Origin of the sequence: Mesorhizobium koreense (assembly GCF_031656215.1) — a bacterium.
Classification (GTDB): Bacteria; Pseudomonadota; Alphaproteobacteria; order Rhizobiales; family Rhizobiaceae; genus Mesorhizobium_L; species Mesorhizobium_L koreense.
In genome coordinates this window covers 3479154-3502455 of sequence record NZ_CP134228.1, presented here as the reverse complement: position 1 = coordinate 3502455, position 23302 = coordinate 3479154, and the positions used below count along the sequence as shown (strand labels likewise).

Below are 23302 nucleotides of genomic sequence, written 5' to 3'. Positions count from 1 at the left end.
AAAGCGGCATCCCATCAACCACTGGCCAGCATGAGGCGTCGGTGTCAAACGTCATTCCGGCAAGGCGGCTTGCCCATTCGAGAAGGTGGTATGCCTAGGATTGGTCGACACTCCCGTCCGACAACTGAGCTCGGTTTTTTCCATCCTTGGCGAATTGCCGCGGGCTCGTTCCGGTCCAGCGCTTGAAGGCGCGGGAGAGCACGGCGGTGTCGGCATAGCCAAGCGCATTGGCAACGTCGACGACACGGCTGCGTGGTTTGCTCAGGCTTGTTTCCGCAATGCGCCGCCTTGCCGCATGGAGAAGCGCGCCGAACGTCAGGTCCTCCTCCTTCAGTCGTCGCTGCAGGGTTCGCATCGACAAGCCGAGATCGGCGCTGATGCTGCCGATGCCGACGCCGCCGAATCCCAGTCGGTTGACAATGGCATTGTCGACCTGCTCGCGGAACGACAAGACGGACTGACGTTCCTTCGACAGGTCGGTCAAATGCCGTTCGATGAATGGCCAAAGGCTGTCATCCTGCGACGACAGTGTCTTTTGAAGATCGCTTTCAGCAACGAGCAAGCAGTTGATCGGCTCGCCGAAACTCAAGGGTGCATCGAAAATCTTGCGGTGGGGCCGAATGTCGGCCGGCATGGCATGCTCGAAGTGAACGCCAAGCGGGCGCCAGTTCCGCCCGAGAACGGACTTTAACTGCTGGTGCACCGTGCTCAGGGTCAGTTCGGCGTCCTGCCGCCTCAGGCGGATGCGTTCATCGGTAATGCGATAGATATAGGCTTCTGCACCGTTGCCGAAGCCGACAACGCCCGTATGGGCCGAATCCTGCCAGGCCGCCATCAGTTGCGCATAGCGACGCAGCGCCTCGCCGACGGTTTTGGAGGCACTGAAGATGAAGCCTGCCGGGCCCTGATGGCCGCTGGAGATCGCCTGGCCGACGCGCAAGCCGATGGCATCGTCCCCGGTGACCAATGCCGCGTCCTCGCAAAGCGCCACGAACCGATGCAAAGGAACCAGCGCATAAGGGTTACTGAGGGTCGCGCCCGAAAAACCGTATTTGCGCAGCAACGGGCCGGGATCCGTGCCTGTTTTCGCCACTTGCGCGACGACGGCTGAAATCAGGCTGGACCTGATCATCGCGACGTTGCTCATCGCCGCGCCTCCTTCCTTTGGCATGAAATATCAAGATTTTGACGCTGATTGCAAGGATTGCAGCGCCTGTGGGGCGGATAGTGGCGGATATTCCGTCATCGGAGGTTTTCATATGCACACCGCAACCGGCACGGCCGCGCCTGACAAGCAGGCCCGCCAGCATGCCTCCCATTTGCAATGGTATCCGATGACGGAGCCGGCCGAATTCGCCAATGCCGACCCGTTGATTATCGCAAGCGGCGACGGCGTCTGGATCACCGACATCGCCGGCAAGCGCTATGTCGATGCGCGCGGCGGCCTGCTCAATGTCAATGTCGGTCATCGCCGGCCCGAGGTGCGCGCCGCGTTGATCAGCCAGTTCGACCGGATCGCCTATTATCCGTCGTTCGATGGGACGGCGACGCCGGTGTCGATCGAGCTCGCCGAGCGGCTTGTGACGCTCACCGGCCAGGAACACATGGCCCGGGTGCTGTTCGGTAGCGGCGGTTCCGATGCGGTCGAAACGGCGCTCAAGATCACCCGGCAGTACTGGAAGTTATCGGGAAAGGCGTCGCGAACGAAATTTATCTCGCTGAGAAATGCCTATCACGGCACGCATCTGGGCGGCACGTCGCTGAATGGAAACGCTGCCTTCCGGCAAGCCTACGAGCCTCTTCTGGCGGGCTGCCTGCAGGTCGAGACGCCTTGGCTCTACCGCAATCCCTTTTCCAACGATCCGGAAGAACTGGCGGCGATCTGCGCCCGGCTTCTCGAGCGCGAAATCCTCAATCAAGGGCCAGAGACCGTGGCGGCGTTTATCGCCGAACCAGTGCAAGGCGCCGGAGGCTATATCGTGCCGCCGCAGAGCTATTGGAAGCGCGTTCGCGAGGTTTGCGATCGGTACGATGTGCTTTTGATTGCCGACGAGGTGATCACCGGCTTCGGTCGCGTCGGGGCATGGTTCGGCAGCCGGATGTGGGGCGTTAAGCCCGACATCATGTGCCTGGCCAAAGGGCTGACCTCCGGATATGTGCCGCTGGGCGCGACATTGATCAGCCAGCGCATCGCCGCCGCATGGGAGGGGGCTTCATCCGGCGCCGCCCATATGCATGGCTACAGCTATTCCGGCCACCCGCTTGGCTGCGCCGCGGCCCTTGTCGTGCTCGACATCACCGAGCGCGAGAATCTGCCGGCCAATGCCGCCAGACAGGGTGAACGCCTGCTTGCCAGGCTTCAGGACCTGAAAGAACGGTTCGGTCTGATCGGCGAGGTGCGGGGGAAGGGATTGATGATCTGCCTCGATCTGGTCAGCGACCGGAGGGCACGGATCCCGGTGGACGCTTCCGTGGCGCGACGCCTTGCGGAATTGGCTCGCAACGCCGGCGCGGTGGTGCGCCCCGCCGCCAACTACATCGTTATTTCGCCGGCGCTGACGATCAACGAGAGCGAATGCGACCTTATTTTTTCTGCCGTGGAGGCAGCTTTCCTGACGATGGAAAAAGCAAACTGAACAAAAGCCAAGCGCCAACGCATGGCGCATAACGGGGGGACCAATGGCTCACGACACAGCAGTCTCGGCGCCGAATGGGCGCGAACTTCGGTCTGGGGTGCTTGGCACGGCCGCGATCGTTTTTCTTGTGACATCGGCGGCGGCGCCGATGGCGGCGATCGCCGGCAGTGGCTCGCTTGCCATGCTGCTGGGCAATGGCGCCGGCGCTGCCGGCGCTTATGTGCTCGCGGCACTATGCCTGCTTGTATTTTCGGTCGGTTACACGGCGATGGCGCGTCATGTTTCCGAAGCCGGTGGCTTTTTCAGCTTCACCTTGCGCGCCGGTGGAATGGTTCCCGCCGGCGCCACGGCATATCTGGCGTTCTTCGGCTACAATGCCTTGCAGATCGGCATCTACGGCCTGTTCGGCGCAGCGTGCGAGATGCTGTTTGCGGCCGAGGCGGGGCTTTCGCTGCCGTGGTGGGTCTACTCGGCGCTCGCCCTGCCCGTTGTCGGTGCGCTCGGCTACCGGCAGATCGATGTTTCGGCCAAGGTGCTGGGCGTTCTGGTCCTGCTGGAGTTCATCGTCGTTTGCACCCTTGACGCCGTCATCGTCGGCAAGGGCGGTCCGGCGGGATCATTCACCTTTGCGCCGCTCGCGCCGCAAACCGTCCTCGGCGGCTCGTTGTCGATCGCGTTGCTTTTCGCCTTCAGCACCTTCGTCGGGTTCGAAGCGACCACGATCTACAGCGAGGAGGCAAAGGACCCGGAAACCACCATCCCGCGCGCCACATACATCTCGGTACTGCTCATCGGCGGTTTCTATGCCTTCACGGCGCTGTGCATGATCGTCGGCGGCGGCGTCGACCGTGTCGGCGAGGTGCTGGGCGCCATGAAGGATCCCACCGACCTTCTTTTTGTGCTCGGCTACGACTATCTGGGTGAAAATTTCACGCGTCTGATGCGTGTCCTGTTCGTGACGAGTGTCTTTGCGTCATTGCTGGCCTTTCATAACAATGTCGGCCGCTACGCTCTGGTGCTTGCGCGTCATCGGTTGCTGCCGGAAACGCTGAACCGCACGCATCCCGTGCATCAAAGCCCGCATCTCGGCTCGCTGCTGCAGAGCGTCATCGGCGCGGTCGTGCTGCTGGCCTTCGTTGTTGCCGGAGCACACCCGATCCTGGCTCTATTCTCATGGCTGATCAACACGGGGACGCTGGCTATCGTCACCGCCATGATCATCACCTCGTTTTCGATCGCCATATTCTTCCGCAGTCTCGCCGATGCCCGCGAAAACCGTCCGACAACGGTCGTTCTGCCTTGTCTCGCCGGAACAGTCCTCGCCATTATCGGCGGTCTCGCTGCAATGCATTTCGACATCCTTGTCGGCGTCGAAGGGACGCTCGCCGTCGCGCTGCCGGCGCTGGTCCTTTTGACGGCCGCGCTGGGCGCGCTGGTAGGCTGGCTGCGGACAAGGCAATCCTGACATGACAAGGACGCGAGGCGCCTTGCGTCCTCTTTTGCCAGACAGTTAGGTCAGCAGTGCCTCCGCCTTCATCCTGCGCAATGACCGTTCCATTGCCTGTCCGAGACTTTCCACATCCGCATCGGTATGGATGGCAGAGACGAAGCCGCTTCCGCGCGAAGCGATGTCGACGCCTTCGAGCAGCATGGCCATCCGCAATGTCTGGAGAAGCTTTACCGGGCGGGCGGCGAAGACGGTGTGGGGAAGCGTCGAAATGTCTTCGACATCCGGCGCGTCCGGTAGGAAATGGAAAGCCGAATAGCGGCCATAGGTGCGCCACGTCACATCGCAGCGAAAAAACGCCTCATCCATGCGGGCTCGCACGGCCTCGCCAGTGGCGCTGGCCCGTTCGCAGGCCTTCGTCGCCACGATTTCGCTGATCGTTGCTACCGCTGCCGAAGCGGTCACCGGATTGCCGGTAAAAGTGCCCTGATGCAGAACCTTGCCGGGCGCGTTCGATCGCCTCTGATTTTGCCGCGACAGGACCGACATGATCTCTTCCGAGCCGCAGACGACGCCGCCTGGCATGCCGCCGGCGGCGACCTTCGCAAGACAGGTAATATCGGGCTTGAGGCCGAAAAGACCTTGAAAGCCGGAGGTGCCCAGCCGAAAGCCGGTGATGATCTCGTCGAGGATGACCGGTACACCGCTGTCACCCGCCGCCGCGTGTGCGGCGACAATGTAGTCCTCGCTTGTCGGGATCATGCCGAAGTGAGATCCCAACGGCTCCAGAATGACCGCCGCCAGCTCATGCGCGTTCGCGCGGATGGCAGCCTGTAGTTCGGGTATGTCATTGGGCGTCACCAGGATGGTGTTTTGCGCTATCTCGGCCAGCACGCCCGGAGCGGCCGAGCCGTCATGGTTGGTGGCGTAGCCGGAAACGGCAAAATCGTGCCAGCCATGATAGTGGGTGCGAACGCGCAGGATTTTCGCGCGGTTGGTGTAGGCGCGCGCGATGCGAATGGCGAGCAACGTTGCCTCCGTGCCGCTCCCGGAGAAGCGCACGCGGTCGCAAGAGGGAATGTGGGCTTTGATCATCTCTGCCCAAGCCACCTCTTGCGGCGTGTTGGCCGCAAATTGAATGCCACGCACCACCGCCGCATGAATGGCTGTAGTCACCACCGGATGGCCATGGCCCAACATCAGCGACCCGTGCCCGCCGAAAAAGTCGACATATTCGGCGCCGTCGACATCCCACTTCCGGGTTCCGGCACCGCGCTCGACGGAGATTCCGTAGGGTTCGAAAAAGCGGGTGTCGGTGGTGATCCCGTCAAGGAGAACCAAACCGGCACGCTGCGCCAGTGCCTTCGATTTCGATGTTCTGCGAAGGTAGTCGTCGAGAATTGTCATGAGAACACTTGGCGCTTCCTGGTTGGTCGAGCGTGAATGGGGAACAGCAAGACAATTGCTGGCAAGCCAGCCCTTTGAGCGCTTGCAGGTCAGTTGTTTTCCAGCAGGCGTTGCGAGCTTGAACTACAGGTCTTCCGGACGACAAAGTCGATTGCTTATTTGTCAGCGGTGTTTCGCGTTTCGGCAACGTTCGGGTCCGATTGTTCAAGTCGTTTCCCCGCAACCTCCTTGATCGTTCCGGCGCTTGCCAAGTCAGCCTGATCGTGGTCGCGCCACGCTTTTTCCAATCGGTATTCGCACAGGGCCCGATCGGCCAAACCCGGGCGCCTCCATGAGGCCAGCGTCGTCTGGCCGACAGCGCCGGATTCACAAATTTGCAAAATTCGTTTGACGCAACCTGCATCGCGTGCATTCTTTACCAGAATATGATAATATGAAAGAAATCCACATACAAAAATATCAATGCATGGGCAGTTAGAAGAGGCGGCTGCTCACTGCCACCGCTTTGATGAGGTGAATGAACATGCGGGTGTCCCACGGGCAACCGCCAATGGAGGGTTGAATGAAAACGTGGAAATCATGTGCGTGGCTGCTTGGTGTGACGTTGATGGTGGCCGCCGGGACCGCGCAAGCGGGAACGCTTGAGCAGGTTAAGGCGCGCGGCAAGCTTATTTGCGGTACGTCCGGCTCAACCCCGGGCTTCTCGGCTCCCGACAACAACGGGAAGATGCAGGGCCTCGACGCCGACATGTGCTATGCCGTTGCCGCTGCCATCTTCGGCGACAAGGGGAAAGTCGACTTCGTGCCGCTTACCCTTGTCGAGCGCTTCACAGCGCTTGCGGCAGGTGAAGTGGATGTGCTGTCGCGTAGCTCCACCAACACGCTGACGCGCGATGCATCTCTCGGCATTGACTTCACCTACAACACATTCATCGACGGACAGGGTTTCCTGGTTCGGAAGTCACTCAACGCCAAAGGCGTCGCCGATCTGGACGGCGCAACGATCTGTATGCCTTCGGGCACCGACACCGAGCCCAATCTCGCCGCCTATTTCACCAAGAACAAGCTGACCTACAAGCCGGTGGGTTTCGACACCGAACCGCAGGTGCGCGAGGCTTTCGATGCCGGCGCCTGCGACGTTATCAGTTCCGACAAGGCGATCCTGGCGGCCATGCGTACGGAACTCAGCAAACCGGACGAGGTGACGATTCTGCCGGACACCATTTCCAAGGAACCCAATGGTCCATGGGTGCGTCAGGGCGACTCCGAATGGGCTGACGTTGTTCGTTGGTCGATCTACGGGATGATTGCCGCCGACGAACTCGGCGTCTCGTCCAAGAACGTCGACGAGATGAAGACCCAGAGCGGCAATTCGCCGGTCCTGCGCTTGCTTGGCGTGGAAGGCGAGACCGGCAAGCTTCTCAAGGTGCAGGACGACTGGGGCTACCAGATCGTCAAACAGGTCGGCAATTACGATGAGAGCTATCAGCGCAATGTAACGCCGCTGGGATTGCCGCGCGAAGGCACGCCGAACGCATTGTGGAACAAGGGCGGCGTCCTGCTCGCGCCGCCACTCTGAGAAGCTTTGCCAAAAACACGCGCCGGGTGCAGTGCGGCATCGTCGCCTGCACCCCCTTCCTTTCGGAGCATTCAATTGCCTGAGAGATCGTCAACGGTCTGGTATCGGGATGTCAAATTCCTGGCCAAATTGTCCCAGATCGCCGCCGTTGGCCTTGTGGCGCTTGTTATTGTCGCCCTGGTCCGGAATGCCGTGGTCAACATGGGCGCCAGGGGATTGCTGATCGACACCAGCTTTCTGTGGAGCGTGGCGTCGTTCAAGGTTGGGTTTTCGCCTTTTGCCGACCTGCGGCTTGGCGAAACCCGCTATTGGCAAGTGTTTGTCGTCGGCGCCGGCAACACCTTGATTGTCGTGATCGCCGGCATTGTCTCGTCGACGCTTCTGGGCGTCGTCATCGGTGTTGCCCGGCTTTCCGCAAACCTGCTCGCCCGGCGGCTTGCCTCGGCCTACATCGAGACATTTCGCAATCTGCCCCTGCTCCTGCAGGTCTTCTTCTGGCATTTCATTGTTATCTTGCCGACCCTTCCCGCCCGGCAGCAAAGCCTTGTTCTCGGTCCAGGCGGGATGCTGAACCGCGAAGGCTTGTTCCTCAGCTTGCTGAGCTTCGCGCATCCCTCTCTTGCCTGGGCCGCCGTCGCGCTCGCAGCCTTGGCCTTTGTCGTCCTGCTTGGCTCGGGCAGGGCGCCCGACGGATCCACGCGACACGTCGCGGTCGCATGCATTGTTTCCTTGCTGGCGGTTGCCGGATTGCTGTGGGCTGCCGTTCCCAGTTTCGAGCCGCCGCAACTGGCGCGCATGGGCGTCGTCGGTGGGTTCTGGATACCCATCCCGCTGATGTCGCTGTGGTGGGCGCTGACCGTTTCGACGGCGGCATTCATTGCTGAAGCTGTTCGTGCGGGAATAATCGCCGTACCGGCAGGGCAGCGCGAAGCGTCCAGATCGCTCGGCTTTACGCCTTTCCAGTCGCTCAAGCTGATTGAGCTGCCGCAGGCTCTCAGGATCATCATCCCGCCGACAATCAGCCAGTATCTCAACCTGTTGAAGAATTCGTCGCTGGCCGTCGCTGTCGGTTACGACGACATCGTCAATATCTGGATGGGCGCGACGCTCAATCAGACCGGGCAAGCGATCATCGTCATCGCGGTCACCATGATCTTCTTCACCACCTTCAGCTTGCTGACCTCATTGCTGATGAACATGTACAACAGCCGCATGCAGATCAGGGAGCGGTGAGCATGGCCAGCTCCCTTCAACTCGACTTTGTCGAAAGCAGACCGCTGCCGCGCCGGCGGCGGGGCGGGCTGGATTGGCTGCGGCGAAACTTCTTTTCATCGCCGCTCAGTGCGCTCTTCACCGTTCTTGCGGTTCTTGCTTTGTCCTGGATGTTGCTGCACCTGGCCGACTGGGCGATTGTCAAGGCAAGCTGGGCCGGTAGCGACCGCAAGATCTGCGATGCCAATCCGTACGGTGCATGTTGGACGATGATCAGGGTCCGCTTCAACCAGATCATGTTTGGCCTCTTTTATGGCGGGCATCCGGACCAGATCTGGCGTCCGGTCGCGGCCTTCGGCCTGCTGCTGCCGATCGCTGGCCCGCTGTTCGTGCCAGGCTATGGCTACAAGGGGCTTCATCTGCTTGTGCTCGCCCTTGGCTACCCGGCCCTCGCCTATGGCCTTGTCAATGGCGGGATGTTCGGATTGGTCGAGGCGCCCACCTCGCAGTGGGGTGGCTTCATGCTGACCTTCATACTGGCCAGCGTCGGAATCATCGGGTCTTTGCCGATAGGCATCATGCTGGCGCTCGGACGTCGCTCGTCCTTGCCGGCCATCCGTATGATATGCATCGTTTTCATCGAAGTATGGCGGGCCAATCCGTTGATCACCGTCCTGTTCATGGTGGCCAACCTGTTGCCCCTGTTCGTTCCATCCGGGATCGATCTGGACAAGGTAGCCAGAGCGCTGGTGGCGATCACGCTGTTCCAGTCGGCCTATACCGCGGAGGCGGTTCGGGGCGGCCTTGCGGCAATCCCCAAGGGCCAGTTCGAGGCGGCCCATGCGCTCGGCCTGTCCAGGCTCAATGGCTATCGCCTGATCATCCTGCCGCAGGCGCTGAAAATCTCCATTCCCGGCATCGTCAACGCCTTCATCGAACTGTTCAAGGACACATCGTTGGTGGCGATCATCGGGCTGTTCGATTTTTTGCGCATGGCGCAAGTCGTCGTGCGCAGCCCAGAATGGCGCGGCTTCGAGCACGAGGCCTATGTCTTCACGGCGCTTGTCTACTGGGTGATCTGCTTCGGCATGTCGAAATACAGCCAACTGCTGGAAAGTCGCCTCGAAAGGGGACATGTCGATGGATGAAGCCGCCAACGCTCGCAAATGTTCCGCCGGCAAGTTCCATATTCGCTTGGCGCGTGGAATGCTCAACCAAGCGATTTCATCCACGGCCCGCTAGGAGTGCGATGATCCAATAGACGTAGATCCCGAGCTGAACGGTCAGGAGGAGGGCGCGAACCACTATCGCCGGAGGACTCGTCGAGATCATATGGGTCATCGACTGCGCGATACGGCTAACGAGCACCCATGGCGCAAGGATGTGGAGCGCCTGCATTTGACCGAGAAGCTCTGCTGCGACGACGATGGCAACGAAGACCGGAAGCGTTTCAAAGCAATTGTCACGCGCCCGCGTCAGCCTGCGCCCAAAGCCCTGCAGATCCGAACCATCTGGCGAATAGCTGTTTATGGCTTTCGCGGTGGTCGCGGTGATATAGACTCGGAAGAACGCCACTGCGAAGGTCAGAAGGACGAGCCAGCCGGCGAACCCGATCAAGGAGGCGGCGGTCGTGTTCATGGGCATCAATAGATGAAAGGGACGAGTTTTTTGACGCGTGTCTTGTATCGGCCGTAACCTTCGAATTTCTCTTGCAGCCAGCATTCCTCACGTCGTGATTTTGTGTCGAAGAAAGCGAAGAGGGCAGCTGTCGCAGCAAGCGCTGCCAAGCTCATCCACATGGTGCTCCAGCCCAGTGCGAGGACGGTGAGTCCGGTGTAGATCGGATGGCGAACGAGAGAGAAGATTCCTGCCTCAACGAGGAGTCCTTCGTCCCTCGGTCGTGGGAACGGCGAGAGGCTTCGACCAAGGCTCAACGAGCCGAGGACGACGAACGTGAGCCCGACGAGACAGAGAATAGCCCCGGCCAATGTCTCTGCGGCGCTCATAGAAGGCGATGTACCGTCCAAGCGCGGCGCGATGAGAACAAGAAGCATGATTGCCGCTTGCGCGATGACGTACCATTCCCCTCGGCTGTTATGAATCCAATCCCCGTAGCTCATCGCTTTGCCTTTGCCTGTGGTGGACGCTGTGCCCGCGCAAATCCTTCGAGCGCGGTCTGACCATAGGCGTCGGTTGCTTCGAGAATTTCATCAGATGCCGCGCTCTGTCCTGCTGCTCGCGCCAGGATCATTGACCCAATCATTAGGGCGAGCGTGCCGATGGCAGCCTCTCGCGGCGCAGATGCGCCGGTCACGCCCTGGCCGGCTTCAAATGCTTGGGAAAAGCGTTCAAACTCCTCTTTGAATGCGGATGCCGTCGCCGGGGTGTGGAGGGCTTCGATTGCAGCCATCGACAGAGGGCATCCATTGGCCGGGTCATCGCGATGAGCTGGAGTAAGATATTCTCGGAGAGCGGATCGCAGCCGGGTTTTCCATTCCAACCCTTTGAACCGCTCGAGGAACATCAGCCGACGTTCGGTCATCGTATGGCGCACTACGGCGTCGGCGAGATCTTCCTTTGACCCGAAATGGGCATAGAAGCCTCCCACGGTGAGACCCGCCGTGCTCATTACGTCGGAGACACTCGCGCCCGTGAGGCCGACGGTCTTTAGGTGTCGCGCCGCGGAATGCAAGATGTGCAGCTTGGTGGCGGCTTTTTGCTTTTCACGCTGACCCATATTATGAGTGTAATCTGAGTTGATAGTTTACACAAGCGTCGATGTCCCCAGAGCCCAGTTGGGACAACGGGACCGCCGTCAAGGTCGCCTGTTGGCTATCGAAGGCGACCTGCCGCCCCGGTCGTCTCAACACGCGCGCAGCGAGCGATAGAACCGCTTCCGCTGACTAGCCCGCCGCGATCTCGGCCGGAGGACTCGGAACGCTAAAGCCTGCGGCCAACTTGGGGGAAATACTGACAAGCCGCCCCTCACATCGCCACTGTTCCATCCGTTGCAGCGGACAGGGGTCCATGGAGGCTCGCGCTGGCCAGAGCCTTATGGGCCTGCTGCTCCGCCGCGGTCGCCATTAGCTCATGGACGGCGGACCATCATCATTCCGAAAGCTTTGCGTCGCTGCTCTCTGTCGAGTCGATGCTAGCCGGTACCGTAATTCGCAATCACGTAGTCGACGTCCTTGTCGCCGCGTCCCGAAAGATTGACCAGGATTCGCTCTGATGGCGGCCGGCCTGGGGCCAAGCGCATTGCATAGGCGAGAGCGTGCGAACTCTCGAGTGCTGGAATGATCCCCTCGGACTTCGTTACCCGAAAGAAGGCACTAATGACCTCTTCGTCAGAAATTGCACTCACTGCGAGCCGGCCCGAATCGTGCAGCATCGCGATTTCGGGACCGACGCCTGGGTAGACCAATCCTGAGGCGATCGATGTCACCTTAGCAGGCACACCGTCGTCTCGCTGCAAAACGATAGAGCGCGCACCGTGCAGGATTCCGGGCCTTCCAAAAGACAGCGTCGCGGCGTGCTCTCCAAGTTCATTCGATTTCCCAAGCGGCTCGACGGCATGCAGTGCGACGGCGGTGTCATCCAGGAAGCCAGCATATATGCCCATCGCGTTCGAACCGCCCGCGACGCAGGCGACAACATGGTCGGGCAAGCATCCGCCAGTTAGTGAAAGGAACTGGTCGCGAGCCTCTCGCCCGACCACCGACTGGAAATCGCGCACGATCATTGGAAACGGATGCGGACCGATAGCGGATCCGATCGCATAAAGCGCATAGTCGCGCTGCTCGACATACGCGTTGAAGGCAGAGTCGCTGGCTTCCTTCAATGCCGACTGGCCGGCGGTCGCCGCAATGACATGCGCCCCCAAGAGCCGCATACGGCCGACATTCGAGCTCTGCTTCTCGATATCGACCGCCCCCATGTGAACTTCACATTCCAGACCGAAATATGCAGCCGCTGTTGCCAGCGCGACACCATGCTGTCCGGCGCCTGTTTCAGCGATCAGCTTCCTCTTGCTCATCTCCTTGGCGAGGAGTGCAAAGCCGACGCAATGATTGATCTTGTGAGCGCCAGTGTGGTTGAGGTCTTCCCGCTTGACGTAAATCTGCGCGCCACCGGTCCGGCGAGAGATGTTTTCCAGGTGATGCACCGGAGTGGGCCTACCTTGAAGCCCTATACGGACCCTGTCGAGCGCGCGCTGGAAATCCTGCGACTGTCGCAGTGTTCGATAGGTATTTGACAGCTCGTTGAGCGCGGGCTTTACCTCCGGCGGATAGTGGTTTCCGCCAAACTGGCCGAAATAGCCTTCTGGGTCGGGCACGCTCGCGGAGTAACCGCCCACGGTTTCGATCATCGCGACCATCCGTTATTGGGACAAGATGGTCTACGCTACCTCGCTCTGTCTCCAACGTATTGAACAGGATTTGCGTGTCCCAGGTGGGCTCACCTAATCACGAGTCAAGAAGTCGGCTCTGCTGCCGAGACGCAGCGGCAATACGGCGTGACAGCGCGCCTGGGGGCACGCCAAATACCTTCTTGAACTCGCGCGAGAGATGGGCTTGATCGCAGAAGCCAACGATCTGTGCGACCTCGCTCAAATCAAGGCCGGCACATATCAAGTCGTGCGCCTTTGCGACGCGCACCTGTCGGATATAGTTCTGGGGAGCAATTCCCGTTTCTTTTTTGAAGGCCCGGATGAAATGGCTTCTGTGGAGGCCCATTTTGTTTGCCAGGTCATTTGTCCGCATTGCGCGCGAGCAATTGTCCTTTATGAACCTGCAGGCCCTGAAGGCTACTGACTTGGCACACAATGCCGGGCTGTCCGTTGAGACCGTGCAAGCTTGCAGAATGTTACGGAGCGCCTCTTCGATCGCCCCGCCGTCGGCGACCGGCGCGGACAGGACTTCAGCCAACTCGCGCGTCTGGCGGCTCCGCGATATCACGTCCGTCTGAATGATAATGGTGTCGCCGGCGTTCCGTTCGGCGACACATCCCGCAATGAACTCTTGCGACGGGTAAAGCGTCTCGTATTCAGCCGGCGCCTGTACGCTTTCTGCAGCATGGACTTCGAAAGGATTGAAGAAAAAAACGTCGCCAGCGCCAACGACCTTGCTCCATCGTGCAGATTGTATCCTTGCGGCTCCTGATTTGAGGAGGACAATGGAGTGCGTGCTGTGCAGATGTGGGTTGAAATGACGAGCTGTCGCTCCCGAGCGTAGGAGGCCGGTGCGCTGTAGGTCAAACTTCAGTGAAGTAACTTGCGTCACCGCCCGTCTTTCTGCTCGACGTAGACCGACTCGGAAGCTTCGGAGTTAAACGCCGATGTCCATGCATAGATATTTAGTTTCCATGTAGTCGTCCAAACCATACTTTGATCCCTCACGACCAATGCCAGACGACTTTGTCCCCCCGAACGGAGCTTCTGCCGTCGAAATCAGGCCCGTATTGATGCCGATTATGCCGCACTCGAGCGCTTCCGCGACCTTCCAGGTGCGGCGCAGATCGCGGGTGTAGAAATAGGATGCCAGTCCAAATTCCGTGTCGTTGGCGAGCGCGATGACCTCGTCGATGGAATCGAAGACAACGATTGGGGCGACTGGACCGAATGTTTCTTCGGCGAGTATTTTCATTCCGCTTTTGACGTCAACGAGCACGGTCGGTTCGTAGAAAGTTCCGCCAAGAGATGACCGACGGCCCCCAGTCAGCAGGCGGGCGCCCTTCACGAGTGCGTCCTCTACGTGGTCCTCGACCTTCGCCAGTCCTTGGGCATCAACGAGCGGTCCGATCGCGGTGCCAGGTGCCATCCCGTCGCCGACTTTCAATGCAGCACTTGCAGCCGCGAACTTCGGGGCGAAGGCGTCAAGTATCCCCCGCTGGACGTATATCCGGTTGGCACATACGCAGGTCTGACCGGAGTTGCGATATTTGGCGATGAGAGCCCCTTCAACCGCTTTATCGATATCTGCGTCGTCAAACACGATGAAGGGAGCGTTTCCACCAAGTTCGAGCGATAATTTCTTAATGTCGTGAGCGCATTGGCGCCAGAGGATTCGACCGACTTCGGTAGAGCCCGTGAAGGTCACTTTGCGAACCTTCGGATTTGTGCACAGTTCCAGACCCAGCCCTTCGGCGTCGGTCCCGGTAACGAAGCTTAGGACGCCCTCGGGAATTCCCGCCCGCTCGGCGAGCACCGCCATCGCGAGGGCGGAGAGGGGCGTTTTCTCGGACGGCCGGCTGACAAACGTGCATCCCGAGGCGAGAGCGGGACCAACTTTGCGTGCGATCATCGCATTCGGAAAGTTCCACGGCGTGATCGACCCGACCACGCCGACCGGCTGTTTCAGAACGATGATGCGTCTATCGCTTTGCGGTGGCGGGATAACGTCTCCGTACGCGCGACGTGCCTCTTCCGCGAACCACTGGATAAAGCTCGCTCCATAGACAATTTCTCCTCGTGCTTCCGCCAGCGGTTTTCCCATTTCAGCCGTCAGGATCCTCGCGAGATCCTCGGCATTCTCCAGCATGAGTGCCTGCCATCTCAGCAGAATGGCACCGCGCTCTTTGGAGCTTAACGACCCCCAAGCCTTTTGCGCCAGATAGGCGGCGTCGATGGCAGAGCGCACGTCCGCGGGAGTCATTTCGGGCACCCGAGCTATCTCTTCGTTCGTCGCAGGATTGATGACAGCGAACGTTCTAACTCCTTCGCGCCATCTACCGGCCACAAACGCGCGGCATTCAAGGAGACCGTGGTCGTTCAGCTGCAGAGGCATGATGGACTTCTCCGACATGCTAAGGTTTTGCATTCATAGGAGGGGCATATCTGCGCGGAGTTGGCGGCTGCATGGCGCCTGGAAGGTCACAGACCTCAGGTGCAGGCCGCCTGCCGTCGTAAGTTTACGCCGTCGAATTCCAATGGATGGCACGGTGCTCCAGCCACACGATGATGCCGAAGAAAGTTGCAGAAAATGTCGAGGCGACGATGATGGTTGCGTAGAGAAGCGGCGAATTGAACTCGTAGGTGGACTGAATAATCAGAGCACCAATTCCTAAGTCGGAACCGATCCATTCGGCGATGATGGCTCCTATGACCGATACCGGGGCGGTGATCCGCAATGCGGAAAACAGATACGGCAACGAGTTCCTGAAGCGCAATTTGGTGAAAATCTCGAGCTGAGACGCCGAGATAACATGCATGAGCTCAAGCTGCTGCGCGTTCACATCCCGTAGTCCGCGAACCATGTTAACCAGCATTGGAAAGAAGCAGATCATCCCCGCAATGACGATCTTCGGCGCGAATCCGGTGCCCAGTAAAAGGACGAGGATCGGCGCCTTTGCGACAACGGGGATCGTGTTGATCATCACCGCTATCGGAAATAGCGCCTCTTCCACAGCCTTGTTATACACAAAAAAGACGGCAACTGCGGCGGCAGCGAGGTTGCCCAACATAAAACCGCTAAGTGACTCGACAACTGTCGGCACAAGATTGTGCAGCAGCATCGGGTAATTCTCGTAGAGCGTTTTCAGCACGACGCTGGGTGCGGGCGCGATGTACGCTTTAACGTGAAGCATCACAACCGTCGCCTCCCAGAGCACAAGCAATGCCAGGAAGGCGATGACTGGCAGGATGCGCTGCCTCCACCTGAGATATCGGGCTCGACTCTGGAGCCGTGTCATCTCCTTGTTGTCGACGAAGTTGGCTGTTGGCGAGAGATGTGCAGCGCTCATCGTCAGTTCTCCAGCGTTGACCGCAGCATCGCCGCCAGTCGCGTGAACGGAGCAGTCTCGCGCATCTTTATGCGGCGCGGCGACGGCAGACTGACGGGAACGACTTCCTTCACGCGACCGGGATGTGCAGCCAATACCAGCACCTCTTCTCCGAGGAAGGCGGCCTCGTAAATTGAATGGGTCACAAACAGGATAGTCGTCCCCGTCTTCTCCCAGATCAGTAGCAACTCCTCGTTCAGCCTATCGCGAGTGACCTCGTCCAGCGCACCAAACGGTTCGTCCATGAGGAGCAGCCTCGGTGTCGTCACCAGGGCTCTCGCGATCGCAACCCGTTGTCGCATTCCGCCAGACAGTTCGTGCGGGTACGCATTCTCCCAGCCCGAAAGCCCCACCAGCGCGAGCAACTCGCGGGGGTCCTTGCAGCGGATAGCCTCCGCCCCCCGCCTGACTTCCAATGGCAGCCGGATGTTCTCCAAAGCGGTCCGCCACGGCATCAAGGCGGCATCCTGAAATACGAAGCCGAGGGACCGGCTCTTGCGGGCATCGGCTGGCGAGCCACCCATCACTCGGACGACTCCCTCGCTCACTGGAACCAAATCGGCCAGGACGCGCAGCAACGTCGACTTGCCACACCCGGACGGCCCCAGGAGCGTTAGGAAGCCACCAGTCCTTACAGACAAGTCGATCTCATTGAGGGCCGTGACCGTGCCGCGTTCGGTGGTGAATTTCACCGTGACTCCGCTGAGGTGAATCGCCTCCGCGCCGGCGCTTGCCGGCTTCGCGACATGGGGATCAACTTGATCAATCAGCATCGTGTACGCTCCAATCTCGTACCCGTTACCCGAGCTTCGGGCGTGCGGCTTCGGTCGCGTTCAACACGGCCGTCGTGATCAAGTTGTCTAATTTCGGCGCGCCGGAGGGAAACTGGTTCAATCCGTCGAAGAGCGCTACCTGGTCGGCCCAGATGCCGGTCTCGAAGGTCCCCCAGCCGTTTTGCCGTGTCTGCGAGTTGAAGCAGTAGCCCAGGAAGATTTTGACGCCCGCAAGCGTCTTTTCCCGGTTCAGATTGGGGTATGCTCGGATCGCGATTTCGGCGGCCTTTTCCGGATTCGTCTTCGTGAACTCCCAGCCACGCGCGGCTGCTCTGAGGTAGCCGTCCAGAAGCGGCTGATTACGGTCAACAGTATCGTGGGTCGCATAGTATGGCAGCGCGTAAAGGGGCACGCCATGGTCCCAGATGTGCATCACCACTAGGTCCTTCACCTCCGCCAACGGGCCCAGATCGGTGGTCCAACTGGTGATCACGTCCACCTGGCGGGTCATAAAGGGTGTCTTGTCGGCACCGATCGTGACGATCTCGACTTGGCTCTCGTCGATGTTATTGCGCTTCAGTACAGCCGAGTTGATTATCTTGCTTAGTTGAGGCAGTCCAAGCTTCTTACCGATCAAATCCTTCGGTTGCTTCACTGGAGCTTCCGGCCGTGAGAAATAGGCGAATGGATGCCGCTGAGCGCCGACGGCGAACGCTTTGATCGGGATGCTTTGTGACACCGCGTACATGATCGATGGGCTGGACGAAATCTGGCCGATTTGCGCTTGGCCGGACGCGACACTTGCGATGCCGTCAATACTGGGGCCACCTTGGTGAAAGGCAACATCCAAGCCTTCCTCTTCAAGATAGCCCATTTCCTTCGCGACAATGTCGCCCGTATGATAGGCGTTGATCAGCCATCCCAGCTGTACGGTAACTGATCTTGTCCCAGCTGCCCTGGCGGCGGTGCCAAACAGGGAGTTTGGCACCGCCAGCGCACCGGCCACCACCGCCGAAGTCTTGAGAAACGTCCTGCGCGTCGATCTTATCGTCCTCCCCATCGTATTTCCTCCTGTTATCAATAGCGCGGGTTCACGCGCCCATGACGTCCGCGAGCTGTTCGAAACTATCCGCGACGACATCGAAGGTTGCGCTCGGATTAAGGTCGACATTCCACTGCGGGCTGGATTCCGCCGGACGGGGCACGAACGCGGTCCGCATGCCGATCAACGCGGCGGCCTCGACGTCGAATTTGTGAGATGCGACCATCATCACTTCCTCGGGCGACAACCCGAGAAATTCCACCGCCCCTTTGTAAAGCTGCTGGTCCGGCTTGTAGCACTTGAACAGCTCGGCCGAAAATATGCAGTCCCACGGAATACCATGGAGCTTCGCCATGTTGATCAGAAGCGCCATGTTGCCGTTCGAGAGGGAGGCCAGTGTGTAGCGCTGCCGTAGGCGGGTCATTCCTGGCAAGACATCCGGCCAAGGATTGAGGCGATGCCAGGCGTGGTTGAGCCCATGAAGGTCCGTCTCGGAGATTTCTCGCAGGCCGAACTGTTCGATGAGATTCCTGAGCACGATGAGATGTAGCTCGTCGATGTTCCTCCAAGGCAACACCTTGTCGCGCACCTTGTCCATGGAAGGACGATATTGTGCACGCCAGGCGTCCGCGAATTCGACGCCGTCTATGTCAACGCCATATTTTCTCGCACACTTGGTCACCTCTGATGAAATGCTGGTGCGCCAATCCGCTATGGTTCCAAAGACATCGAAAGTGAGTGCTTTGACACCGCTAAGTTTTGTTGCGTTCATACGGTTTTCGTCCGGTGTTGTTGAGGAGATGAGCGCAAGCCTTGACGCTCTCGAATTGCGTCTTTGCCGATGGCGGTTGCGTGCCGTTCCATCATCCCAATCTAGCCGGACGAGGTGTTCGCGGATATTGCTTCTTTGATCGCTCTGTGCTGCTATTTCGGCAGCAGGAGGTGAGCAAGAGTGGCCACCAGCAGAGAGCCCCGACCTTTATCGCCGGCGTTGCTCGCCCGATATTTCAATACGCCGTCGCTGCTCTATTTCATCGCTGTGGGAGAAGGGCTCTCGATCCGAGGAGCGTCCAGGCAGCTGAACGTGGCATCATCGGCGATCGCGCGACAGATTGGGAGACTGGAAAGGGCGGTGGGATTGCCCCTGTTCGATCGTAGGGCGAGGCGACTTAGTTTGACACCAGCGGGACAAATTCTGCTCAAACATGTGCGCCAAGTCACGCGTCCGATCGAAGCCGCCGCTGATGAAATCAACCTGTTGCGCGGGCTAAAAACCGGCAATGTTCGGATTGCGACCGCCGAAAGCATCGCTCTTGCTTTTCTGCCGCCGCTTATCGCCGAGTTCAGTACCCAGTATCCTGGCATCTCCGTCGACGTCGATGTGGTGATGCTCGAGGATATTGCTCGGCTGGTAGCCGATGGGCAGGCCGATCTCGGCTTTTCTTTCGAGAGGAGCCGGGCGCCAGCGGCGACACATCGCGGTATTGGTGCGATCGTTCGCAGCGATCATCCCCTCGCCAAAAGGAGAAAGATCGGGTTCGAGGACTGCCTAGAATATCGCTTAGCCCTTCCCAAACGCGGGAACTTGATACGAGAGATCGTAGACAAAGCGTTCGACATGACTAATCGTGATTGGCCTCCTGTCGTAGAAGCAAACTCGTTGTCGACGCTGATTGAGTTGGCCAAGACCGGGGTCTTCGTCGCAATCTTGAGTGAGTTGATGCTGAAGAACGACTTGCCACGTGAGAAGTTGGTTTTCGTGCCCTTTGCGACCAACCGCCTTCCATTTAGCCGGGTTTGTCTGATCGGTAAAACCGACGGAAGCCTGCGCTTCGCCGCACGGGAATTCCACGCGCTGGCAAAAAGCATGATCGAGCGGCTGACGGCGAACTAACGGCGATTGACGCGATGGTTACCGTCTCACGCCGGCGCCTTGCGAAACGTAAGAAACAGCGCGATCAGGGTGATCACATAGGGCGCGGCGTCGGTCAATTGGTTCGGAAGACCTTGACCTTGCAGGCGCAACCCGATGGCATCCGCTATGCCAAAAGCGATACACGAAAGCAGCACGCCAGCTGGGCGGGCTCTGCCAAGCATCACCGCGACGACGGCTATCCAGCCGCGGCCGGCCGACATATTTTCAGAGAAAAGGGTCACGCTGCCGAGCGAAAGTTGGGCTCCCGCCAAACCACACAGTACGCCTGATGCCAAGATGGCGAGGCAACGGTAGCGTCTGACATTCACGCCAAGCGTTGCTGCAGCATCGGGTTGCTCGCCGACACCACGAAGGCGCAAACCGACAGGTGTCTGAAATAGCAGCACCGCGCTTGTTGGCACCAGCAACCACGAAAGATAAACAATCCAGGTGTGGCCGCCAATGACTGCCCCCAGGTTCCCGATGCGATCGAAACCAGGCACGCTGATCGGGGCCAAGCCGGGCAACGCCGGGTCAGAAAACACCCCCTGTCGCCCGAATAACAGGCGCAACAGGAAGACCGTCATGCCTGACGCGAGAACATTAACGGCGATCCCGAGAACAATGACATTGCCGCCAAAGAGGGTAGCTACTGCCAGCACAATTGCGAGACTGGCACTGAATGCTACCGCGCTGGCGACACCAAGTTCAGCATTGTTCGCGTACCAGCTTCCTGCGACTGCACCGAAGGCTCCCGCGAGCATGAGGCCCTCTAGCGCGATGTTGAAAACACCTGCGCGTTGGCACAGCATTCCGGCAAGCGCCGCAAGCAGGATTGGCGTGATGGCATCGATTGTTGAGTAGACCAACACGGCATCCACAATGGTCATCACTGTCAGGCCCCATACTTTCTTGAGGACCCGAGACAACTTGCCATAAACACGATGATCGTCGCCTGCAGAACGGCGCCTAATTCTTTTGGAATCGCCGTCGCCCGCTCCATTCCGAAACCACCGATTTGCAAGATCGAAAAAAAGAGCGCAGCAGCAATTGTTGCAGCTGGCTCCCCACGCGCCAGAAGCGCGGCCATAAGGCCCGACCATGTGTAGCCGGGGGTCAGCAACGCACCGTCCGTAAACCGGTACTGAAGGCCCGTGACAACGATAGCGCCAACCAAGCCGGCCATCGCGCCTGAACAGAACATCACGGAGAGCGCCTGCCTCTGAAGGTCGACACCGCCGTATTCGGCGAAACGGACGTTTTGGCCTCGTATTCGAAGCTCGAAGCCACCGACAGTGCGGCGGTCGAAGAAGATCAGCGCTGCCCCTATGGCGACGATGATGGCAACGCCACTCGTCAGCCCGGTTCCATCAATCTCGACCAGGCGCGCCGCCGCCTCGATTTGTGGTGTTTCGGGCATCGCACTCGTACCGTCGCGGACCGCGAAGCGAACGAGAAAGGAAGCAAGGCCGACCGCCGGATAGTTTAGTAGCAACGTTGAAATCAACATCGGTACTCGCCATCGCTGCTCGCCCCATGCGGCAAGCAGGGCGTAAAGACCCGACGATGCGGAGGCGGCTGCGAGAGCGGCTACAACCCGCAAGGCTCCCGGCACGGGAACGTACACGGCTACGAGCGCCGCCGCGAGGCCACCGATGACCAGTTGTCCGTCACCGCCGAGATTGACCATTCCGCCACGCAGCGGGACGGCTGTGGCGAGAGCCATGCCGGTTAGAGGAACGGCCCAATTGAGCGTATCGACGATGTTGCGGCCCCAGAGGGCTCCACGCAGAAGCTCGTAGTAGGCACGGGCTGGGTTGCTTCCCGTTAGCGCGACAATGAATGCGCCCGTAAGAAGTCCTGCCAAGCTCGCTGCGAGTGTCGGGTTTCGTAGGATTGCCCAGACTTGCCGTGGGACAGGATTGATCATCGGCTCCCGTCTTTCGGTTCGTGTGGCTGGCCAGCCATTAGCAACCCTAGGCGCGTTTCATCGAATTGATCACGAGGGATTTCGGCAATAATCTCGCCGCCAAACATCACGAGGATGCGATCAGACAACTTGGTGAGTTCAGCCAATTCCGAAGAGACCAACAAGACGCCTCGCCCACGGTCGCGCTGATCGAGAATTGCGCGATGTATGATGTCGGAGGCGGCAACATCGACGCCTCGTGTTGGTTGTTCCACCAGGACAATCGACGCCTCGTGATTGAACTCCCGAGCGACAACGAGCTTTTGGAGATTGCCTCCGGAAAGAATGCGGACAGGTTCGTTCTCGGATCGAATCTTGATTTCGAAGCGCGCGATTAAGTCACGAGCTAGCCGCATCATTGTCGTATGATGGAGAATGCCTCGCCTTGAAAGCGGTGGCTGTCTTTGGAATCCGAGGGAACAATTGTCCGTCGCGCTCGCTGCGGCAGCAGAGCCGGTCGCCTGCCGGTCTTCGGGTACATAGCCCATCCCCGCGTGGCGACGCGCCCGCAGTGGAAATTCGGATACGTCGACACTGCAGATCTTGACTTTACCGCTTGTAGCGCCCCGGAGGCCCGCAATCGCTTCGATCAATTCGGTCTGGCCATTGCCGGCCACGCCAGCGATACCGACGATCTCCCCGTGTCGAACGAAAAGCGAGAGCCCCGAAACCGAATTCTTGGCAGCTTCGTGAATAGTCAGGCCTTCGACCTCCAAGGCCAGACCCTCAGCAGGCGGCGCCTGGTGCATCGCCAAAACTGTCAGGTTGCGGCCAGTCATGGCTCGCGTGATTTCCTCGGGGGTGGTATTCTCAGTGGCAAGCAGCGCGGTAACCTGACCGTCGCGCAGAACCGTTATGCGGCTGCTGACGGCCATAACCTCCCGCATCTTGTGGGTGACGAGCAGTACCGTTCGCCCATCCGATGCAAAGCGTCGGACAATCGAAAAAAAGGTATCGCATTCTCCCGGGGTCAGAACCGCGGTCGGCTCGTCGAGGATCAATATTCGCGCATCTCGATAGAGCGCCTTCAAGATTTCGACGCGCTGACGAACTCCAACCGGCAACCGCCCCACAGTGCTGAGCGGATCGACCGAGAGGCCGAACCGTTCAGCCAGCGACCGCACCTTCTTGATCGCCTCGGATCGGTCGATTAGCGGCCCCCTCGCGGGTTCCGCACCATAGACCACGTTCTCCCAAACCGTCAGCGAGTCGAACAGTTTGAAGGACTGATGGACCATGCCTATCCCGTAGCTCATTGCGTGAGCCGGGGAATGCAGGACAACTTCGTTTCCTCTAATCAGTACTTGCCCAAGGTCCGGCCGCGTCAGACCGTAGAGGGTCGACATGAGCGTCGTCTTGCCCGCGCCATTCTCCCCCATGAGCGCGTGAATTTCGCCACGCCGCACTTCGAGCGATACGTGGTTCAGGGCCAACACGTTTGGGAATCGCTTGACGATGCCCTTCGCCTCAATCTCAATCAGGTGAGCTTGGTTGCGTTGCGGGCTGCTAGCAGCGCCGGACACCGCTGATCCAGTTTGCCGCA

General features: G+C 59.5%; 21 protein-coding genes. 6 read left to right on the top strand and 15 right to left on the bottom strand.

Annotated features, from left to right (window positions below; genetic code table 11):
• Positions 1-94 precede the first annotated feature (94 nt).
• Complete coding sequence (locus RBH77_RS16685; protein ID WP_311028706.1) at positions 95-1147, bottom strand: AraC family transcriptional regulator; 1053 nt, start codon at positions 1145-1147, stop codon at positions 95-97.
• Between the two features lie 112 nt (positions 1148-1259).
• Here RBH77_RS16685 and RBH77_RS16680 point away from each other — a divergent pair, with 112 nt between their 5' ends.
• Complete coding sequence (locus RBH77_RS16680; protein ID WP_311028705.1) at positions 1260-2636, top strand: aminotransferase class III-fold pyridoxal phosphate-dependent enzyme; 1377 nt, start codon at positions 1260-1262, stop codon at positions 2634-2636.
• Positions 2637-2679: 43 nt separating this feature from the next.
• Positions 2680-4101 (top strand): APC family permease, encoded by a 1422-nt coding sequence (locus RBH77_RS16675; RefSeq protein WP_311028704.1) that lies wholly within the window; start codon positions 2680-2682, stop codon positions 4099-4101.
• A 45-nt stretch (positions 4102-4146) separates the two neighbouring features.
• On the opposite strand, the gene RBH77_RS16670 is transcribed toward RBH77_RS16675, so the two are convergent.
• Positions 4147-5490, bottom strand: coding sequence for an aspartate aminotransferase family protein (locus RBH77_RS16670; protein WP_311028703.1), 1344 nt, complete (start codon positions 5488-5490; stop codon positions 4147-4149).
• 562 nt (positions 5491-6052) lie between these two features.
• Here RBH77_RS16670 and RBH77_RS16665 point away from each other — a divergent pair.
• The 3 genes from RBH77_RS16665 to RBH77_RS16655 all read left to right on the top strand — a co-directional run bounded on the left by RBH77_RS16665 (position 6053) and on the right by RBH77_RS16655 (position 9429).
• Positions 6053-7069, top strand: coding sequence for an amino acid ABC transporter substrate-binding protein (locus tag RBH77_RS16665; protein ID WP_311028702.1), 1017 nt, complete (start codon positions 6053-6055; stop codon positions 7067-7069).
• Positions 7070-7285: 216 nt separating this feature from the next.
• Positions 7286-8302, top strand: a complete 1017-nt coding sequence (locus RBH77_RS16660; RefSeq protein ID WP_311028701.1) for an ABC transporter permease subunit — start codon at positions 7286-7288, stop codon at positions 8300-8302.
• 2 nt (positions 8303-8304) lie between these two features.
• Complete coding sequence (locus tag RBH77_RS16655; RefSeq protein ID WP_311028700.1) at positions 8305-9429, top strand: amino acid ABC transporter permease; 1125 nt, start codon at positions 8305-8307, stop codon at positions 9427-9429.
• A 76-nt stretch (positions 9430-9505) separates the two neighbouring features.
• Here RBH77_RS16655 and RBH77_RS16650 read toward each other — a convergent pair whose 3' ends face one another.
• The 10 genes from RBH77_RS16650 to RBH77_RS16605 all read right to left on the bottom strand — a co-directional run bounded on the left by RBH77_RS16650 (position 9506) and on the right by RBH77_RS16605 (position 18647).
• Positions 9506-9919: an MAPEG family protein gene (locus RBH77_RS16650; protein WP_311028699.1), complete on the bottom strand. Its 414-nt coding sequence runs from the start codon at positions 9917-9919 to the stop codon at positions 9506-9508.
• Positions 9920-9924: 5 nt separating this feature from the next.
• The gene (locus RBH77_RS16645; protein ID WP_311028698.1) at positions 9925-10401 is read right to left on the bottom strand and encodes a methyltransferase family protein; all 477 of its coding nucleotides are present in this window, start codon (positions 10399-10401) and stop codon (positions 9925-9927) included.
• Positions 10398-11018: a TetR/AcrR family transcriptional regulator gene (locus RBH77_RS16640; protein ID WP_311028697.1), complete on the bottom strand. Its 621-nt coding sequence runs from the start codon at positions 11016-11018 to the stop codon at positions 10398-10400. Before RBH77_RS16640 ends, RBH77_RS16645 begins: the two co-directional genes overlap by 4 nt.
• A gap of 414 nt (positions 11019-11432) precedes the next feature.
• Entirely contained in the window at positions 11433-12650 is a 1218-nt protein-coding gene (gene trpB / locus RBH77_RS16635) for a tryptophan synthase subunit beta (RefSeq protein WP_311028696.1), read from the bottom strand.
• A 97-nt stretch (positions 12651-12747) separates the two neighbouring features.
• Complete coding sequence (locus RBH77_RS16630; RefSeq protein ID WP_311028695.1) at positions 12748-13563, bottom strand: AraC family transcriptional regulator; 816 nt, start codon at positions 13561-13563, stop codon at positions 12748-12750.
• A gap of 45 nt (positions 13564-13608) precedes the next feature.
• Positions 13609-15066: an NAD-dependent succinate-semialdehyde dehydrogenase gene (locus tag RBH77_RS16625; protein ID WP_311028694.1), complete on the bottom strand. Its 1458-nt coding sequence runs from the start codon at positions 15064-15066 to the stop codon at positions 13609-13611.
• A 124-nt stretch (positions 15067-15190) separates the two neighbouring features.
• Complete coding sequence (locus RBH77_RS16620; RefSeq protein ID WP_311028693.1) at positions 15191-16021, bottom strand: ABC transporter permease; 831 nt, start codon at positions 16019-16021, stop codon at positions 15191-15193.
• 2 nt (positions 16022-16023) lie between these two features.
• Positions 16024-16833 carry an ABC transporter ATP-binding protein gene (locus RBH77_RS16615; protein WP_311028692.1) on the bottom strand — a complete coding sequence of 270 codons (810 nt, stop codon included), beginning with the start codon at positions 16831-16833 and terminating at the stop codon, positions 16024-16026.
• Between the two features lie 25 nt (positions 16834-16858).
• Entirely contained in the window at positions 16859-17893 is a 1035-nt protein-coding gene (locus tag RBH77_RS16610) for an ABC transporter substrate-binding protein (protein WP_311028691.1), read from the bottom strand.
• A gap of 31 nt (positions 17894-17924) precedes the next feature.
• Positions 17925-18647 carry a haloacid dehalogenase type II gene (locus RBH77_RS16605; RefSeq protein WP_311028690.1) on the bottom strand — a complete coding sequence of 241 codons (723 nt, stop codon included), beginning with the start codon at positions 18645-18647 and terminating at the stop codon, positions 17925-17927.
• Between the two features lie 180 nt (positions 18648-18827).
• Here RBH77_RS16605 and RBH77_RS16600 point away from each other — a divergent pair, with 180 nt between their 5' ends.
• Positions 18828-19769, top strand: a complete 942-nt coding sequence (locus RBH77_RS16600) for a LysR family transcriptional regulator (protein ID WP_311028689.1) — start codon at positions 18828-18830, stop codon at positions 19767-19769.
• A gap of 26 nt (positions 19770-19795) precedes the next feature.
• Here the strand turns inward: RBH77_RS16600 and RBH77_RS16595 are convergent, their stop codons facing one another.
• Genes RBH77_RS16595 through RBH77_RS16585 form a run of 3 tightly spaced genes read right to left on the bottom strand, consistent with a single transcriptional unit; the run spans position 19796 to position 23282 of the window.
• Complete coding sequence (locus RBH77_RS16595; protein WP_311028688.1) at positions 19796-20680, bottom strand: ABC transporter permease; 885 nt, start codon at positions 20678-20680, stop codon at positions 19796-19798.
• Between the two features lie 5 nt (positions 20681-20685).
• Entirely contained in the window at positions 20686-21657 is a 972-nt protein-coding gene (locus RBH77_RS16590; RefSeq protein WP_311028687.1) for an ABC transporter permease, read from the bottom strand.
• Between the two features lie 59 nt (positions 21658-21716).
• Positions 21717-23282, bottom strand: coding sequence for an ABC transporter ATP-binding protein (locus RBH77_RS16585; protein ID WP_311028686.1), 1566 nt, complete (start codon positions 23280-23282; stop codon positions 21717-21719).
• Between the last annotated feature and the right edge of the window lie 20 nt (positions 23283-23302).

Coding starts and splice junctions, on each gene's coding strand:
- RBH77_RS16685 (WP_311028706.1), bottom strand. CDS start 1,147: ATGAGCAACGTCGCGATGATCAGGTCCAGCCTGATTTCAGCCGTCGTC.
- RBH77_RS16615 (WP_311028692.1), bottom strand. CDS start 16,833: ATGCTGATTGATCAAGTTGATCCCCATGTCGCGAAGCCGGCAAGCGCC.
- trpB (WP_311028696.1), bottom strand. CDS start 12,650: ATGATCGAAACCGTGGGCGGTTACTCCGCGAGCGTGCCCGACCCAGAA.
- RBH77_RS16595 (WP_311028688.1), bottom strand. CDS start 20,680: ATGACCATTGTGGATGCCGTGTTGGTCTACTCAACAATCGATGCCATC.
- RBH77_RS16605 (WP_311028690.1), bottom strand. CDS start 18,647: ATGAACGCAACAAAACTTAGCGGTGTCAAAGCACTCACTTTCGATGTC.
- RBH77_RS16620 (WP_311028693.1), bottom strand. CDS start 16,021: ATGAGCGCTGCACATCTCTCGCCAACAGCCAACTTCGTCGACAACAAG.
- RBH77_RS16645 (WP_311028698.1), bottom strand. CDS start 10,401: ATGAGCTACGGGGATTGGATTCATAACAGCCGAGGGGAATGGTACGTC.
- RBH77_RS16655 (WP_311028700.1), top strand. CDS start 8,305: ATGGCCAGCTCCCTTCAACTCGACTTTGTCGAAAGCAGACCGCTGCCG.
- RBH77_RS16665 (WP_311028702.1), top strand. CDS start 6,053: ATGAAAACGTGGAAATCATGTGCGTGGCTGCTTGGTGTGACGTTGATG.
- RBH77_RS16610 (WP_311028691.1), bottom strand. CDS start 17,893: ATGGGGAGGACGATAAGATCGACGCGCAGGACGTTTCTCAAGACTTCG.
- RBH77_RS16650 (WP_311028699.1), bottom strand. CDS start 9,919: ATGAACACGACCGCCGCCTCCTTGATCGGGTTCGCCGGCTGGCTCGTC.
- RBH77_RS16640 (WP_311028697.1), bottom strand. CDS start 11,018: ATGGGTCAGCGTGAAAAGCAAAAAGCCGCCACCAAGCTGCACATCTTG.
- RBH77_RS16675 (WP_311028704.1), top strand. CDS start 2,680: ATGGCTCACGACACAGCAGTCTCGGCGCCGAATGGGCGCGAACTTCGG.
- RBH77_RS16670 (WP_311028703.1), bottom strand. CDS start 5,490: ATGACAATTCTCGACGACTACCTTCGCAGAACATCGAAATCGAAGGCA.
- RBH77_RS16680 (WP_311028705.1), top strand. CDS start 1,260: ATGCACACCGCAACCGGCACGGCCGCGCCTGACAAGCAGGCCCGCCAG.
- RBH77_RS16625 (WP_311028694.1), bottom strand. CDS start 15,066: ATGCCTCTGCAGCTGAACGACCACGGTCTCCTTGAATGCCGCGCGTTT.